This window comes from Streptococcus sp. 27098_8_51 (assembly GCF_041432205.1).
Taxonomy (GTDB): domain Bacteria; phylum Bacillota; class Bacilli; order Lactobacillales; family Streptococcaceae; genus Streptococcus.
The window spans coordinates 102,045-119,103 of the sequence record NZ_JAPVZE010000003.1 but is presented as its reverse complement, the minus strand read 5'-3'; the positions used below and the strand labels follow the sequence as shown (position 1 = coordinate 119,103).

The 17,059-nt window shown below is 40.3% G+C and carries 11 protein-coding genes; 3 read left to right on the top strand and 8 right to left on the bottom strand.

Annotated elements, in window-relative coordinates; translation table 11 throughout:
* Positions 1-26: 26 nt before the first annotated feature.
* Both O3622_RS03820 and pflB read right to left on the bottom strand, forming a co-directional pair.
* A complete protein-coding gene (locus O3622_RS03820) occupies positions 27-4,094 on the bottom strand; it encodes a Spy0128 family protein (RefSeq protein WP_371607046.1) in 4,068 nt (1,355 codons plus the stop codon).
* Positions 4,095-4,415: 321 nt separating this feature from the next.
* On the bottom strand, positions 4,416-6,731 hold the full coding sequence (gene pflB, locus O3622_RS03815) for a formate C-acetyltransferase (RefSeq protein WP_000260621.1): 2,316 nt from the start codon (positions 6,729-6,731) through the stop codon (positions 4,416-4,418).
* Between the two features lie 232 nt (positions 6,732-6,963).
* Between pflB and dinB the strand changes: the two genes are divergently transcribed.
* Positions 6,964-8,025 (top strand): DNA polymerase IV, encoded by a 1,062-nt coding sequence (gene dinB / locus O3622_RS03810; protein ID WP_371607045.1) that lies wholly within the window; start codon positions 6,964-6,966, stop codon positions 8,023-8,025.
* A gap of 35 nt (positions 8,026-8,060) precedes the next feature.
* Here the strand turns inward: dinB and O3622_RS03805 are convergent, their stop codons facing one another.
* Together O3622_RS03805 and O3622_RS03800 are read right to left on the bottom strand one after the other, a co-directional pair.
* On the bottom strand, positions 8,061-8,906 hold the full coding sequence (locus O3622_RS03805; RefSeq protein ID WP_000273567.1) for an undecaprenyl-diphosphate phosphatase: 846 nt from the start codon (positions 8,904-8,906) through the stop codon (positions 8,061-8,063).
* Positions 8,907-8,965: 59 nt separating this feature from the next.
* Positions 8,966-10,861, bottom strand: a complete 1,896-nt coding sequence (locus tag O3622_RS03800; protein ID WP_371607043.1) for a DUF2207 domain-containing protein — start codon at positions 10,859-10,861, stop codon at positions 8,966-8,968.
* A 129-nt stretch (positions 10,862-10,990) separates the two neighbouring features.
* On the opposite strand from O3622_RS03800, the gene O3622_RS03795 reads away from it, so the two are divergent.
* Positions 10,991-12,556 (top strand): ABC transporter substrate-binding protein/permease, encoded by a 1,566-nt coding sequence (locus O3622_RS03795; protein ID WP_371607042.1) that lies wholly within the window; start codon positions 10,991-10,993, stop codon positions 12,554-12,556.
* Positions 12,553-13,293 carry an amino acid ABC transporter ATP-binding protein gene (locus tag O3622_RS03790; protein WP_000189491.1) on the top strand — a complete coding sequence of 247 codons (741 nt, stop codon included), beginning with the start codon at positions 12,553-12,555 and terminating at the stop codon, positions 13,291-13,293. The genes O3622_RS03795 and O3622_RS03790 overlap by 4 nt, the downstream gene beginning before the upstream one ends.
* 92 nt (positions 13,294-13,385) lie before the next feature.
* On the opposite strand, the gene O3622_RS03785 is transcribed toward O3622_RS03790, so the two are convergent.
* The 4 genes from O3622_RS03785 to ilvC all read right to left on the bottom strand — a co-directional run bounded on the left by O3622_RS03785 (position 13,386) and on the right by ilvC (position 17,039).
* Positions 13,386-13,601 (bottom strand): hypothetical protein, encoded by a 216-nt coding sequence (locus tag O3622_RS03785; RefSeq protein WP_001130031.1) that lies wholly within the window; start codon positions 13,599-13,601, stop codon positions 13,386-13,388.
* A 106-nt stretch (positions 13,602-13,707) separates the two neighbouring features.
* Complete coding sequence (locus O3622_RS03780; protein WP_000244062.1) at positions 13,708-14,604, bottom strand: SPFH domain-containing protein; 897 nt, start codon at positions 14,602-14,604, stop codon at positions 13,708-13,710.
* A gap of 82 nt (positions 14,605-14,686) precedes the next feature.
* On the bottom strand, positions 14,687-15,937 hold the full coding sequence (ilvA, locus tag O3622_RS03775) for a threonine ammonia-lyase IlvA (RefSeq protein ID WP_000947312.1): 1,251 nt from the start codon (positions 15,935-15,937) through the stop codon (positions 14,687-14,689).
* A 79-nt stretch (positions 15,938-16,016) separates the two neighbouring features.
* Positions 16,017-17,039 carry a ketol-acid reductoisomerase gene (ilvC, locus tag O3622_RS03770; protein ID WP_000290683.1) on the bottom strand — a complete coding sequence of 341 codons (1,023 nt, stop codon included), beginning with the start codon at positions 17,037-17,039 and terminating at the stop codon, positions 16,017-16,019.
* Positions 17,040-17,059: the final 20 nt, after the last annotated feature.

The following is a 17,059-nucleotide window of genomic DNA, read 5'->3' as shown; positions in this document are numbered from 1 at the left end:
AAGTTTCATGTTTCTTCTACAAAAGCTTAAGCTTTGCGTTTTACGAAGAATACCAATCCACTCAATGCCAAGACTACAAATCCAAGCGCAGAAAGGATAGAGGTTGCTTCCCCTGTGTTTGGAAGTTCAGCTTTACCTTTAGTCTCAGTAGCTGGGGGTGCTGGTTTCGGATCCTCCTTTTGTCCTGGATCAGTTGGTTCTGTTCCTGGAGTTGGATTTATTCCTGGATTATTTGGCGTTGGATCTGGTGTTGGTGCTGGATCTGGCGTTGTTCCTGGATTATTTGGAGCTGGATTTGGTTCTGGCGTTGGTGTTGGAACAGTGTATTTATTTGTAAATACAACTTCTTTACCATTGGCATAGGAAACCTTTGCAGTCAAGAGACCTTGATCATCCGCAACTACAGTGACTGTTACAGTATGCTCGGTCTTATCGTATTCAATACCCTCTTCAGTACCAACTTTTTCAACCAAGGTATAAGTATGAGTACCTGCTTCTTCGAATGAACGAACAAAGTCTACTTTACCTTCGGCAGTATTCTTAGCTGTAGCTACAACGGCGCCTTTCTCTTTCAATTCGAAAGTATAAGCATCAGCCGCAAGTTCTTTACCTTCAAGTTTCTTAGTTGCTTCAATCGTAGCTTCTACCGCTGGTGCTTTGAAGCTATTCTTGAAGACACTACCTGCTGGATATTCAACAGCTGCCTTCAAAGCGTTGGTTGCTGCATCTTTGGTTACTTTTACCACCGCAGTCTTTTCTGTATCATAAGTAATACCAGTTGCTCCAGCATTCACTTCTTTTACAGTATAAGTATACTCACCTTCTGCATCATAGTTGATTGCATTAAATGTTACTTTTCCACCTTGGTTTGTTTTTGTATCAATTTTTTGTCCATCTTTGTACAATTCAAATTGGAACTCACCATCAACCAAAGTACGACCAGTCAATTCTTTCGTAAATTCAAGTGTTGCCGATGTAGCTGTTGGAGCTGGTGCTGTATAAGTGTTTGTGAAGACACGTTCTGTATCTGCATCTTCAACAGTCGCAACCAATTGGCCTTTACCATCATCCGCAACAGTGACGAACACTTCATACGCATTTTGATCATAAGTGATTGTTTTATCGTCACCAGCTTTTTCAGTAATAGTGTAAACGTAATCGCCTGCTGCTGAGAAAGTGACGTTGAAGACAACTTCTCCTGAGGCAGTATTCTTAGCCGTAGCTACAAGGTCTGAACCTTCTTTCAGTTCAAATGTGTAAGCATCAGCTTCAAGCGCTTTACCTTTCAAGACTTTCTTAGCTTTGATTGTAGCCTGTGCAGGTTCCGCTTTATAGTCATTAACGAAAACTGGTGTTTCACTTGTAACTGTCGCGACAAGTTGACCTTCGCCATTATCTTTCACTTCTACAGTTGCTGGATGTTCTGTTTTATCATAAGTTACACCAAGTTTATTGCCAACCTTTTCTGTAATAGTGTAGTTATATACTCCTGCTGTTGAATAGCTAATTTCAGAAAAACGAATCAATCCGCCAGCAGTATTCTTTGCTGTCGCAACAACCTTGTCACCCTCTTTCAGTTCAAACTCAAACTCATCTATCTCCAGCTCTTTACCATTCAAAACTTTTTTAGCTTCAATAGCAATTTTAGCTGGAGCTGCTTTATATGTGTTTGTGAAGGTTGGGTTGTTACCTGTAACAGCTGCAACAAGTTGACCTGAGCCATTATCTTTGACTTCTACAGTTACTGGATGTTCTGTTTTATCATAAGTTACACCAAGTTTATTGCCAACCTTTTCTGTAATAGTATAGTTATATACTCCTGCTGTTGAATAGCTAATTTCAGAAAAACGAATCAATCCGCCAGCAGCATTCTTTGCTGTCGCAATAACCTTGTCACCCTCTTTCAATTCAAACTCAAACTCATCTATCTCTAGCTCTTTACCATTCAAAACTTTTTTAGCTTCAATAGCAATTTTTGCTGGAGCTGCTTTATAAGTATTAGTAAAAGTTGGGTTGTTACCTGTAACAGCTACAACAAGTTGACCTTGACCGTTATCTGTAACGTTTACCTTAACTTCGTGTTTAGCAGTATCGTATGTCACACCTTTTTCACTACCTGCTTTTTCTGAGATAGTGTAAGTGTGGTCGCCTGCTTCATTGTATTCGATTTCTTTGAAAGTAACAGTTCCATCTGCAGCGTTTTTAGCTGTTGAAACAACTTTGTCACCTTTTTTAAGTTCGAATTCGTATTTATCAGCTTCAAGGTCTTTACCGTTCAAGACTTTCTTAGCTGTGATAGTTTCTTTAGCTGGAGTTGCTTTATAGGTGTTAGTGAAAGTTGGTTCTGCAGATGTGACAGTTGCTGTTAAAACTCCACTTTGGAAAGTTGCTGCTACAGTAACTTCCTTGGCTTCTGTATCAAATGTAACGCCTGCAACTGCTGTTGAAGTGTCTTCTTTGATGATGTAGTGATAAGTTCCCGCACCTTTTACTTGGAGATTCTCAAAGGTAATAGTCCCATCAGCTTTTGATTTTGCTGTGGCTACTGGATCCTTCAAGTTCTCTGCAGTAAACAGGTTAAAGGTAAACTCATCTGCTTTTGGAAGCTTATCTGCACGTCCTTCTACTACTTTCTTAGCCGTCACATTGAATACAGCTGGAACAGGTTCATCTTTAAGATGAATAGTAGAACCCGCAGCACCGAGTTTGACTGTATACTCTTTTTCATCTAGTTTATAGCCTGATGGAGCAGTCTTCTCTTTGATCTTAAACGTTTTACCTTCCCATTTCTGATCATAAGTTTTCGTAAGCGCTACTCCTTTTTCATTCGTAGTCACTTCTGTTGTTTCACTTGCATCATCTGCTGCTGTCACAGTATATACTGCACCCGAAACTGGAGCAAGAGTGAAGGCATCAGTCTTATGAATCTTAATTTGGTAAGCAGTAGATGCTACAATCGTACCAGAAATCAAAGATGTCGCCTCAGCTGTCATATCAAGTGCTCCCGGACGACTTGTGTTCTGTGCTAATTTAGTCCCGTCAGCCAATGACAGTGCAACCCTATTTCCTACTTTACTTCCATCATTAGGAGTTGTTGTGTTATAAGATACTATATAAGAGGTCGTTCCATCTTTAAAAATGATATCGAATGAAGTATAGTTTTCGTTCCACGAAACGGTATAGTCTTGTCCCTCCGTTAACAATACTGCATCATCTGGAACAGCAGAAGTCCCAACAGTGATATTTGCCTTATAAACTTTTAGAGTCTCAGGAATATACTGTGCAGGAGTGTAACTAGTATCATCATTTGGTATAGTATCATGTAATACAATATTTTGTCCTAAGTCTTGTTTCTCTGTATTTACACGTACACGCCAGGTAGACCATGCATCTCCCTTGCTAACCGAACCAATCTCAGCCAGTTTTGGAGAGTTCCAATTTTCAAGGGCAGCACGACCCCCAATTTTAGCATAATTTTCAGTACCAACTTTGGGACCATCGATTGTTTTTGATGAATAAATGTGAGTCACTTCTTGCTTTAATGAGGATGAATTAAAGTTAATGCGGGTTTTATTCTGATCTTTTAAGAATCTAAAAGTAACAGAAAAATTCCCTGACACATCCTTTACCTTATCTCCACCAGTTTTCTCTAGGTATTTATCCAAATTTTTCAAGGTGATTTTTGCTTTCCCACCTTGATCAGTACCATTTGAAGTCACTTCAGCTTCTCCAATAGTAACTTTTGTTGTCGGATCAATTAAATCCTGACTCCCTTCATAAACTGCCATAGGAGCAGGTATATCAAAGGTAAAATAATCTCCATTATTCAGATGTTCATTATACTGTTTGAGATCAAAAGTCACACGAAGCTTATATGCTAAATTCGTACGAAGCTCGAAATCTCCTTCTGAACTCACATTTTGCTTAGTATCTGAAGCATCTAACAGATCAATGCCTGTAATTACTTGTGTTAATTCTTTTGATACTGGATTATCTGCTTTAACAATGCCTACTAAAACAGATGCTAGACCTAAAATAGCAAAAACTAACGCAGAAAATTTAGAAAGCATTTTTAACGCTTTGCTTTTCGACATTTCTTCTCCTCTTTTCTATATGAAATTTTTATTTCTAATCTCCCTAAGAGATTACATCATAACATTTTGACAACCTCTATCACTAACTAGAGCTTGTCTATTATATTATAACATCTCAATACAATCTATTCAAGTATATTAACTTAAAAATACACGTATTTGCATCATTCTATAACCTAGCCATTCAATTTTTAGCTATTTATATCGGTAAACTAATATAAATAGCTTAATATATATTGCATCTGTAATTAGGTCAATCTTTGATATTATAATAAGAAAGCCAGTCATTTTGACTGGCTTTCTTATTATTCTAATTGAATCTTAGCTCAATGCGTCATCCATTGAAAGAACTTCGTGGAAGACACGTTGTGTCAATTCAGTTTTTTGCTCTGGAGTGAGGTATTTAGTGTTTACACAGTATCCAGAGATACGTACGATAACGTCTTCACCTGACATGATCTTTTCGTAAACATCGTTCAAGTCCATAACGTTCAAGTTAACGTGTTGTCCACCGTTTTCGAAGTAACCATCAAGGATTGTTACCAAGTTATCAACTTGTTCGTCACGAGTCTTACCAAGAGCACGTGGAGAAACTTGAGTTGTCAATGAGATACCGTCAGCTGCGTAACCAAAGTCTAGGCTAGCAAGTGAGTTCAAGTTTTGCAACCAGCCACCTTTAGCTTTGTTAGATGGGTTAGCACCTGGTGAGAAGAACTCAAGTTTAGACAAGTTCACAGAACCATCTTCGTTGAGGTATACACCTTTGTGGACTGGTGAGTTACCAGTTTGTTTAGAGTAAGCAACATTAGATGTGATTGTCAAAAGTGATACTGTAGCTTCTGCGTCTTTGTATAGTTTGTGGCTACGTAGACGAGTTGTGTAAGCTTCGATCAACCATTCTGCCAATTCGTTTGAACGTGGGTCATCTTCACCCCAACGTGGGTATTCACCGATTGTTTCGTAATCGTAGATGTAGCCATTTTCATCACGAATTGGTTTAACAGTAGCGTACTTGATAGCTGACAATGTATCAACAGTGTTAGCAAATCCACAGATACCGAATCCCATGTTAGCACGTTGTTTAGTTGGCAAGAAGGCCATTTGAACAGCTTCGTAGTTGTACTTGTCAGTCATGTAATGGATGATGTTCAAAGCATCTACGTAAGTGTCAGTCAACCAGTCAAGAGATTTTTCAAAGTTGGCTTTAACTGATTCGAATTCAAGAACTTCGTCACGGATAGGATCGATGTCAAATACTTTGTAGTCTTTGTGAACATCGTCGTAACCACCGTTCAAACCAGTAAGAAGGGCTTTAAGAACGTTTACACGAGCACCGAAGTACTGGATATTGTGGCGTTGATCTTCGTTTTCTGGGTCAAGTGGTGACACACAGCATGAGATACAGCTCATTTCTCCGTATCCGTCTTTAGCCATTGTTGTTACACCTTCGTATTGGATAGAAGAGTGTTTGTGGCTCATGTGCATACAGTAGCGACGGAAGTTGTATGGCAATTTGTCAGTCCAAAGAACTGTCAAGTTTGGCTCTGGAGAGTTACCGATGTTGTCAAGAGTGTTCAAGAAACGGTAGTCCATCTTAGTAACACGGTGACGACCATCGTTACCCATACCAGCCATAGAAGTTGTGATGAAGGTTGGGTCACCTGAGTACAATTGGTCATAAGCTTTTGTACGAGCAAATTTAACTGTACGAAGTTTCATAACGAAATCATCAACGAACTCTTGGATTTCTGATTCAGTAAATGTACCGCGAGCAAGGTCACGTTCTGCAAAGATATCCAATACGATTGGCACACGTCCTAGAGATGTAGCAGCACCATTGATAACACGGCAGACAGCCATGAAGGCGATGTTAACCCATTGGATAGCTTCTTTCGTGTTCATCGCTGGTTTGCGGACATCAACTCCGTAAAGGTCACCCAAGCGAACAACTTGTTGCAATGCTTGGTATTGAAGGTTTACTTCTTCACGAAGACGGATTGTTTCTTCATCAATTTCTTTGATCGCATTCCAGTCGTTTACTTTTTCTTGCATCAAGTAGTCTGCACCGTAAAGAGCAAGACGTGCGTAAACACCGATGATACGTCCACGTGAGTAGGCATCTGGAAGACCAGTTACAGTGTGAGCGTGACGAGCGCGACGGATATTTGAAGTATAGGCACGGAAGATACCATCGTTAACTGTTGTTACGTATTTAGTGAAGATTTCGTGAACAGCTGGATCTGGTTCGTATCCATTTTCTTTCAAAGTAGTTTCAGCCATACGGATACCACCTTTTGGCATGAAGTTCAATTTGAAGAGCTCATCGTTTTGGATACCGAAGATAACTTCATTTTCTTTGTCAATAAATCCAGCAGGAATATCAGCAATAGATGTTGGACGAGTGTCCATTGGGAAACGAGTTTCTTCGTAGTGTGCTTTTGTTTCTTCTACGATTTTTTTGATGTGAAGTGAACGTTCTGTTGGTCCAGCAAGGAAACTTTCATCTCCATCGTAAGGTGTGTAGTTAGCTTGAACGAAGCGAGAAATACTTGCTTTTTCTTTCCAATCTACGCCTTTGAAGCCTTCCCAAGCTTTATCAAAAATATCTTGTGCTTCAACAACTGTCTTAACAACCATGTTAATGTCCTCTTTTTTCTAGTAACAGTCATCTGTTACATTCTTGAGACAAGTATACCATACAGTAACCGATTTCAACAAGAGAAAATCGGCATTTTAGACGCTTTCTTTTATAATACAGTCTCTTTTTTCCTCCAATCTGTATTATATTTTTGAAAGTCAGGTTGAACTTTCCCATTTTTTCAGAAAAAAGGGTATAATAAATAGAAAATGACACTAGAAAGGGATTGGAATGCTCATATTTCCATTGATAAATGATCTGTCCAGAAAAATCATCCATATTGACATGGATGCCTTTTTTGCTGCGGTGGAAATCAGAGATAATCCCAAGTTAAAGGGCAAACCTGTCATTATCGGAAGCGATCCCAGACAAACAGGTGGGCGTGGTGTCGTTTCTACCTGTAGCTATGAGGCACGAGCTTTTGGTGTTCATTCAGCCATGAGCTCTAAAGAAGCTTATGAGCGCTGTCCCCAAGCTGTCTTTATCTCTGGAAATTATGAAAAGTATAAGACTGTGGGACTTGAGATTCGTGCTATTTTTAAACGCTACACTGATTTGATTGAACCTATGAGTATCGACGAGGCATACTTAGATGTGACGGAAAATAAACTTGGTATCAAGTCGGCCGTCAAAATAGCCCGCCTTATCCAAGAGGATATATGGCAGGAACTACACCTGACTGCTTCTGCAGGCGTCTCTTATAACAAATTCTTGGCTAAAATGGCTAGTGACTATCAAAAACCACATGGTTTGACAGTTATCCTCCCAGATCAGGCTCAAGACTTTCTCAAACAAATGGATATTGCTAAATTTCATGGTGTTGGTAAGAAAACAGTAGAAAAGCTTCATGAAATGGGCATTTATACTGGTGCAGACTTATTGGATGTCTCAGAAGTTACTTTAATCGATCGGTTCGGCAGACTCGGTTTTGACCTTTATCGAAAGGCAAGAGGTATTCATAACTCACCGGTCAAGCCCGACCGCATTCGTAAGTCCATTGGCAAGGAAAAAACCTACGGAAAGATCCTACAAGTAGAAGAAGACATCAAAAAAGAGCTGTCTCTTCTCTCCGAAAAGGTAGCTCACAATCTCAGCAAGCAGGACAAAGCTGGAAAAATCATTATCCTAAAAATACGATATGCTGACTTCTCCACTCTGACTAGACGAAAAAGTCTCCCACAAGCAACACAGGACGCTAGTCAGGTTTCTCAAACTGCCCTTCAACTCTACGAAGAACTAGCTGAAAAAGAAAAAGGTATCCGTTTACTAGGAATTACGGTGACAGGATTTTAAAAAGCTTGAAGGAAAATTCCCTCAAGCTTTTTTTCTTATACAAACAAACGCACAAAACTATAGAGCAACAAGACACTACCGAGTACGATACGGTATTTACCAAAGAGTGTAAAGTCGTGCTTCTTCACATAGCTAGTCAAGAAACGAATGGCAACCATGCTGACCGCAAAGGCAACACCCATAGCAACCAAGAGCAAGAACAGTTGTCCAAAACTCAAGAGTTGACCTGCTTTAATAAATTTAAAAATCTTTAAGGCACTGGCTCCGAACATAACAGGAATTCCGAGATAGAAGGTAAACTCTGTTACGACAGAGCGGCTCGTTCCATTTAACAAACCACCAACAATCGTCGCACCTGAACGGCTCGTTCCTGGGAAGAGAGCGAGGACTTGGAAGAGCCCAATGTAAAGGGCTGTTTTATAAGGCAGCTTGTCAAGCTCTGTTACTGTTGGTTCAATGGCTTGCGCCTTATTTCGTTTTTCAAGGTAGATAAAGGCAACACCATAGATAATCAACATGATTGCAACTGAAACCATGTTATGGAAGTTGGCATCAAACCAATCATCTAGTTTAAAGACCAATAGCAAAGGCAAGGTCGCAACGAAGACTTTTGACCACAATTGCCAAGTTCTACGAACTTCTACCTTAGTTTTACCAGGTTTGAAGGGATTAAGCTTATTAAAGTAAATGACCATAACTGCTAAAATGGCACCAAGCTGAATGACAACATTAAACATGGACATGAAGGCTTCATTTTGGTCCTTGTATTGTACAAATTCTTCAACCAAGATCAAGTGGCCAGTACTTGAAATGGGCAACCATTCTGTAATTCCTTCAACAATCCCAAAAAAGATTGACTTCAAAATTTCAATAAAATACATACATTACTCCTTTTTCTGTCCTCTATTATAGCATAATTTCGGATATTGCGATAGATTTTTTAGAAGGCACCGATGCTACCACCGCCTCCGCCTCCTGAGAATCCTCCACCTGAAGAACCACTTCCAGAAGATACAGAGTAATTGCTAGCTGTATTTGCGACAGCAGTATATTGCTTGATTTGTGCAGTTGAGGTGTAGAACTGTGAGTGCCAACCATAGGCTACATAAAGATTCAAATCTGGATTTTCAAGCTGAATATGGCGGACTTTCATTAACTTGCTCATCTTCTTGGCATAACCAAAGAGAGTCGCATAGACCAGTAGACGGTTCCAAAGGACGATGCTCTCTAGCTCGGCCTGATCCAGATGAGCGATATCCCGAAGCATATTTTCAAAACTCGTCCAGAGATAGAAGATCTCTGCTCCTTCCTCTGTTAGAACTCCATCTCGATAGGCTCCTCGCGTGGCAAGATAAACCCAGAAACTAGCCCCTAATCCTGTCAATCCTAAGAGTAGAAATGGGATCGAAAAGAAACCATGTGTTTTCCAACTATAGTAAAAGAATAGCAGTCCACCGAGAGCTGTTATGGCTGAACAGACCCGCATCCCGAGAGCAAGGCGGCGTTCCTCACTTGTCAAGGGACGATAGTAGCTTGGGATACGAAGTACATGAACCTTATCCTTTACACAAGACTGAATGCGTTGAAGTCTTCCTTCAAAGGAGCGTTTGAGACGCGAGCCTGTTTCTCGGATATGTTTTTCATCTGACTCTTTGGCACCACGGTAAAGGGAAGATGAAACTTGGTAATCAGGGAAGAGCTCTGAAATAGCCAATTCTTTTTTATTTGACAAAGTCATGCGCAGACATTCCTTCTCAAAATTTGATAAGCCTTTTTCACTGATAATTCGTAGATAAGGTTCCTCAGCCCCTTGGAAAATAGATAAATGGCCTCGATCTACTAAATCCAACAAGGTTGCCTGAATCAAACGTTCAAAAGTAAATTTACCAAACCCTGATTTGTTTAGGGGATTGACTTCCTCTAAGGAGGTTGAATACACTGCTTCTGCTAAAACCATTGGAGGCAAATCCATCGGTGGTTCGTAGAGTCGATGATCTTTTGGAAAGACCTTTTTAATGCTTGTACTCTGACGAAACTTCCTATAGAAGAGAGGAACTAGAAGTAAGAGACTCATAAAAATGACGGGAAATACCCATTTCATCAACATCTCACTTTGCGCTTTTTCTGTCGCTATATTGCTTTCAATCCGGTTAAAATCGGTTAAACGTTCTTCCTCTAATCCTTGATCTGGAGCTTCTGCAAAAGCACTTCTCGGCCAGTAAGCATGTAATTCGATTTGTCGCTTTCTCGGAAGGTCTTTCATTTTGACATGATAGAGATTATTTACTTTTTCAACACTAGAGTCCCTTAGGAGTTGGCCTGCATGAAAATAGAGTTTCTCTGCTGGAGTATCTGAGCTGACCTTGAACTCAATCTCTTTGATGTCTCCAGTACTATCTGTCAAGGGTTGCCAATTTAGCTCTGCGATATCCTTATATAAGAAGAGAAGGTTTGTTAGTTTCCAGGTAACCGTTACACGAACAGTATCTCCAGCATATCCAGCATTGTAAATTTTTACCTTGTAGCCGTCCTCTTCCTCCATAGTATAGAAGGAAACATTTTGAACAATTCTTCCATTTTTAGAGACCTGAACAGTCGGGTCGGGATCAATGTCAAATCCTTCCGGCATTTTCCCAGCTTTCCCTAGTCCAACCAACTGACCATTATAATCGTCTCCAAAGCGGTAGGTAATTGTTTCCTTAAAAATTGCAGTATTATCTGCATGAATATTCAAATCCCCCTGATAGGATAAGATATCAAAGTCTACTGCAAAAACCAAGCTCGGGATAAATAATAAATAAGTAAATACCAAAGCCAACAGCCATCTTTTTTTCATGATCGGTTCCCTTTCAATCTTTTTACCATTATATCATTTTTTATAAGTAAAGGCTTACTTGTATTGAAAATCTCACTATTTTTAGATACAATAGAGAGAGTCATTTTTAGACTAGAAATAGGAGAAAACATGAAAAAATTATGCTTATCTATCCTTGCTAGCCTAGCCCTTACCTTAGGACTAGTTAGCCAAGTCCAAGCCGACGAATATTTACGCATCGGGATGGAGGCTGCTTACGCTCCCTTCAACTGGACTCAAGACGACGATAGTAACGGCGCCGTCAAAATCGACGGTACCAACCAATATGCCAACGGCTACGATGTTCAAATCGCAAAAAAGATTGCCAAAGACTTAGGCAAGGAACCTTTGGTCGTGAAAACCAAATGGGAAGGACTTGTTCCAGCACTTACTTCTGGCAAAATCGATATGATCATTGCCGGTATGAGCCCAACCGCTGAACGCAAACAAGAAATTGCTTTTTCAAGCAGTTACTATACTAGCGAACCGGTTCTATTGGTAAAAAAGGACTCTGCCTATGCGAATGCCAAATCTTTGGAAGACTTTAGTGGAGCAAAAATCACGTCTCAACAAGGTGTTTATCTTTATGACCTGATTTCCCAAATTCCAGGTGCCAAAAAAGAAACAGCTATGGGTGACTTCGCCCAAATGCGTCAAGCTCTGGAGGCTGGTGTTATTGATGCCTATGTTTCTGAACGACCTGAAGCAATGACCGCTGAGTCTGCTAACGCTAAGTTCAAAATGATCCAACCTCAACCAGGTTTCAAAACTGGCGAAGAAGATACAGCTATTGCCATTGGACTTCGTAAAGATGACAGCCGTATCAACCAAATCAATGCGAGCATCGAAACCATCTCAAAGGATGAGCAAGTAGCCCTCATGGATCGTATGATCAAAGAGCAACCTGTGGAGTCTACAACAACAGAGGAAGAAAGTAGTTTCTTTAGCCAAGTCGCTAAGATCCTTTCTGAAAACTGGCAACAACTCTTGCGTGGTGCTGGTATCACACTCTTAATCTCCATTATCGGAACCATCACAGGTCTCCTTATCGGACTAGCGATTGGGGTCTTCCGTACCGCTCCACTATCTGAGAACAAGGCAATGTACGCCCTACAGAAATTAGTCGGTTGGATTCTCAATGTCTATATCGAGATCTTCCGTGGTACACCGATGATTGTTCAATCCATGGTTATCTACTATGGAACTGCCCAAGCTTTTGGTATCAACCTTGACCGCACACTAGCTGCTATCTTCATCGTCTCAATCAATACGGGTGCCTACATGACAGAGATCGTCCGTGGTGGTATCCTAGCAGTAGACAAGGGACAGTTTGAAGCTGCAACTGCTCTCGGTATGACCCACAATCAAACCATGCGTAAGATTGTCCTACCTCAGGTTGTCCGTAATATTCTACCCGCTACTGGTAATGAGTTTGTCATCAACATTAAAGATACCTCTGTATTGAACGTTATTTCAGTTGTTGAGCTTTATTTCTCAGGAAATACTGTAGCAACACAAACTTATCAATACTTCCAGACCTTTACCATCATCGCCGTGATTTACTTTGTCCTCACCTTTACTGTGACCCGTATCCTACGCTTCATCGAACGTCGTATGGACATGGATACTTACACTACAGGTGCTAACCAAATGCAAACGGAGGATTTGAAAAAATGACACAAGCAATCCTTGAAATCAAACACCTCAAAAAATCCTATGGGCAAAACGAAGTGCTAAAAGACATTTCTCTCACCGTCCATAAAGGAGAGGTTATTTCCATCATCGGGAGCTCTGGAAGCGGAAAATCAACCTTCCTTCGTTCAATTAATTTACTCGAAACACCTACAGAGGGAGAGATTCTCTATCGAGGAGAAAATGTCTTAGAAAAAGGCTATAACCTCACCCATTATCGTGAAAAACTCGGTATGGTTTTCCAATCTTTCAATCTCTTTGAAAATCTGAATGTCCTTGAAAATACGATTGTTGCCCAAACGACTGTACTCAAACGCGACCACTCTGAAGCTGAAAAAATTGCCAAAGAGAATCTCGAAAAAGTTGGCATGGGAGAACGTTACTGGCAAGCCAAGCCGAAGCAACTATCAGGTGGTCAGAAACAACGCGTGGCTATCGCCCGCGCGCTCTCCATGAATCCTGATGCCATTCTCTTCGACGAACCAACATCTGCTCTTGACCCTGAAATGGTTGGAGAAGTCCTCAAAATTATGCAGGATTTGGCTCAAGAAGGCTTGACCATGATCGTCGTAACCCACGAAATGGAATTCGCTCGCGATGTCTCTCACCGTGTCATCTTTATGGATAAGGGTGTCATTGCTGAAGAAGGCAGGCCTGAAGAACTCTTTACAAATCCTAAAGAAGACCGGACAAAAGAATTTCTTCAACGCTATCTCAGCTAATAAACAAAGACTGCATAAAGAATGCAGTCTTTTTAATTTGTAATTGTAAAGAAAAGGCAGACTCGATTCAGGAATCTGCCTGTGACCACAGTTTAATCTTCAAATTTTTCATGATTTTTTTCATAGAAATCGATTAAACCAAGAGCTGTTTCAAATGAAATATTTTTAACTTTTGCGCGTCCTTGTGCTAGAGCAATGATAGACATTTCACGCGCATTCGTTTCTTTAGAGATACGGTAGCCTGTGATTTTCTTATCACGAACCCAGCCAACAACTGCTTCTACTTTTTCAAAGTTCGACTTAGCCATGTTCTTCTCCTAAATTATTCTTTACAATACTTAATTGTATACGTTTTTATTTCGTTTGTCAATAAAAAAACATATATTCGTTGCAACTATATTATTCTGCATATTTTTATTTGGCTTTTAAAGCCGATAATATATGAGTTCTTATGTCCTCGACTCCATTAGGATTTGCTGGTAGGAAGATTGTATTATTACCCTCTTTATCTGCAAAATTATTCAACGTATCTAAATACTGGTTCGTTAATAGGATAGACATGATTTGTTCTTCAGTTAGCTCAACATTGGCTCCCTTTAACTCTTGGATAGAATCAGCTAGTCCGTCAACAATTGCTTTACGCTGCTCTGCAATCCCTACACCATGTAGGCGATCTTTTTCTGCTTCAGCTTCTGCTGCGGTCACGATTTTAATCTTATCTGCTTCAGCAAGCTCTTGCGCCGCAACTCTCTTACGTTGAGCCGCGTTAATTTCATTCATTGATTGTTTTACTTCAGCATCAGGTTCAACCTTAGTAATCAGCGTTTTGACAATGATATACCCATATGTAGACATTTCTTCAGCCACTTGTTTTTGAACTTCTAAGGCGATTTCATCCTTCTTCTCAAACAACTCATCTAGGGTTAGCTTTGGTACAGATGAACGCAAAGCATCTTCTATATAGGATTTAATCTGGGCTTCTGGACGCATCAATTTATAATAAGCATCTGTGACATTATTTTCATTCACTCGATACTGAGTTGCCACATTCATCGTTACAAATACATTATCTTGCGTCTTTGTCTCTACAACAATCTCACTTTGCAACAAGCGTAGTTGAACTCTTGCTGCAATCCTATCAATCCCAAAAGGAGCTCGTAAATGAATACCACTATTGCTCAACTTTTGGTATTTACCAAAGCGTTCTATGATAGCGACCGATTGTTGTCGAACCACATACACAGAACTAACCATAATCACTGATGCAATCACCACTAAAAACAATAAAACAAGTAAAATTTGTAAAACCATGGGAATCTCCCCCTTTCGTCACCCTCATTATAGCACCATCATTACCATTACGCAAATAATATGATAATAATTTTATTTTAGCTTAAACTAGCATATTATACAACGTTTCGTTCCCATTCAAATTAATATAAGATGGGTCAAACTTTTCCATTCGATGAATCAAGCCAGCATAATCATGCTTATTGGCAAGAGCTACCCCAATCAATACAGGACCTGTCCCCTTGCTTGCTCGTTTGATATATTCAAAACGAGTGATGTCATCATTTGGCCCTAAAATATCATTTACAAACTCTCGGAGAGCTCCAGGACGTTGTGGAAAATTCACTACAAAGTAATGCTTGATTCCATCGTAAATCAAGGCACGTTCTTCCATCTCCGGCATACGGTTGATATCGTTATTTCCTCCAGAAATGATACAACAAATCGTCTTGCCTTTGATATAGTCTGATAAAACTTCCAAGGCTGCAACACTGGCAGCTCCGGCTGGTTCTGCTACAATACCTTGTTTGGAATAAAGATCAATCAAGGTTTCGGAAATCAATCCCTCGTCCACCCCAATCAGCGTTTCAACATTCTTACGAGTCGCTTCATAGGTTAATTGTCCAACCTTCTGTACGGCTATCCCATCAGCGAACTTATCAATTTCTTTGAGTTTAACTGGTCCCCCAGCTTCAAAGGCAGCTTTCATAGAGCGAGCACCATTAGCTTCTACCCCGATCACTTCAATAGTCGGGTTGGTTTCCTTAATATAAGTAGAAACACCGGCAATCAATCCGCCACCACCTACTGGTACAAGTACTGTATCAAAATCAATAGACTCTTTACGGGCTTCTTCAAGAATTTCATAGGCTACAGTCCCTTGACCAGCCTGAACATGCGCATCATCAAAAGGATCGATGAAGGTGCGGTTTTCTGTCAATGTAAATTCTTGTGCTGCCTTAGCAGAAGCATCAAAGGTATCCCCAACCAACTTGATTGTCACAAACTCTCCACCGAAAAAGCGAACCTGCCCAATCTTTTGTTGCGGTGTTGTGATGGGCATAAAAATGGTTGCAGGAATCTTCATCTCATTACAAGTATAGGCGACACCTTGGGCATGATTTCCCGCAGAGGCACAGACTACACCACGCTCGCGTTCTTCTTTTGATAGTTGAGAAATGGCATAATAGGCTCCACGAATCTTAAAAGAGCGAACTCGTTGCGCATTCTCCTTTTTGAGATAAATCTTTGCTTGGTATTTTTCTGATAAATAATGATCATATTCTAGTGGTGTATCAACTACTACACCACTCAAAACTTTGTGGGCTCTCACCACATCTTTTGCACTTAGCATTGTCTCCTCCTCAAGTACTTTTCAAGATAAAAAACGAGTTAGGTACCCCCAACTCGCCTTCTGTCTCTCTTTACAAGAATTAATTGTAGATTTTGAATGCGTCGTCGTCGTTTTTACCAACGAAAGGCATTGCTTTACGCAATTCTGCACCAACTTTTTCAATTTCAAGGTTAGCTGCTTGTTCACGGTAAGCAGTTAATTTTGGACGACCAGCCTTGTAGTCATTTACAAAGTCATTTGCAAATTTTCCATTTTGGATATCTGCCAAAACAGCTTTCATGTTTTCTTTAACTTGCTCAGTAATCACACGTGGACCTGATACATAGTCACCGTATTCAGCAGTGTTTGAGATAGATTGACGCATTTTCTTGAATCCACCTTCATAGATCAAGTCAACGATCAATTTCATTTCATGAAGAACTTCAAAGTAAGCCAATTCTGGGGCATAGCCTGCTTCTGTCAAGACTTCAAAACCTGCTTCGATAAGGGCAGTCAAACCACCACAAAGTACGGCTTGTTCACCAAACAAATCTTCTTCAGTTTCTTCTTTGTAAGTTGTTTCAAGCAAACCAACACGAGCTGCCCCAACACCTTTACACCAGTCCATAGCAATGTTTTTAGCATTTCCTGTAGCATCTTGGTAAACTGCGTAAAGAGCTGGCACACCAAATCCTTCTTCGTAAGTACGACGTACCAAGTGTCCTGGTCCTTTAGGAGCACACATGAAGACATCTACATCTGCAGGAACTTTGATAAATTCAAAGTGGATATTGAAACCATGAGCAAATCCAACAGCATTTCCAGCTTCCAAGTTTGGAGCGATTTCTGCTTCGTACAATTCTTGTTGGATTTCGTCTGGTGCCAAGATCATGATAACGTCAGCCAATTTAGTTGCTTCTGCTACTGTGTAAGTGTCAAAACCGTCTTCTTTTGCTTTGTCAAAAGATTTACCTGGACGCACACCGATGATGACATCACGACCTGAGTCACGCAAGTTTTGCGCATGCGCATGTCCTTGTGAACCATAACCGATTACGGCGATTTTTTTACCGTCAAGCGCTGCTACTTTAACATCTTTTTCGTATTCCATTTGAACTGCCATAGTTTTTCTCTCTTTTCTAT

Bases quoted from the DNA above. Each gene is read 5' to 3' on its own strand.
- O3622_RS03820 (WP_371607046.1), bottom strand. From the start codon at position 4,094: ATGTCGAAAAGCAAAGCGTTAAAAATGCTTTCTAAATTTTCTGCGTTA.
- pflB (WP_000260621.1), bottom strand. From the start codon at position 6,731: ATGGTTGTTAAGACAGTTGTTGAAGCACAAGATATTTTTGATAAAGCT.
- dinB (WP_371607045.1), top strand. From the start codon at position 6,964: ATGCTCATATTTCCATTGATAAATGATCTGTCCAGAAAAATCATCCAT.
- O3622_RS03805 (WP_000273567.1), bottom strand. From the start codon at position 8,906: ATGTATTTTATTGAAATTTTGAAGTCAATCTTTTTTGGGATTGTTGAA.
- O3622_RS03800 (WP_371607043.1), bottom strand. From the start codon at position 10,861: ATGAAAAAAAGATGGCTGTTGGCTTTGGTATTTACTTATTTATTATTT.
- O3622_RS03795 (WP_371607042.1), top strand. From the start codon at position 10,991: ATGAAAAAATTATGCTTATCTATCCTTGCTAGCCTAGCCCTTACCTTA.
- O3622_RS03790 (WP_000189491.1), top strand. From the start codon at position 12,553: ATGACACAAGCAATCCTTGAAATCAAACACCTCAAAAAATCCTATGGG.
- O3622_RS03785 (WP_001130031.1), bottom strand. From the start codon at position 13,601: ATGGCTAAGTCGAACTTTGAAAAAGTAGAAGCAGTTGTTGGCTGGGTT.
- O3622_RS03780 (WP_000244062.1), bottom strand. From the start codon at position 14,604: ATGGTTTTACAAATTTTACTTGTTTTATTGTTTTTAGTGGTGATTGCA.
- ilvA (WP_000947312.1), bottom strand. From the start codon at position 15,937: ATGCTAAGTGCAAAAGATGTGGTGAGAGCCCACAAAGTTTTGAGTGGT.
- ilvC (WP_000290683.1), bottom strand. From the start codon at position 17,039: ATGGCAGTTCAAATGGAATACGAAAAAGATGTTAAAGTAGCAGCGCTT.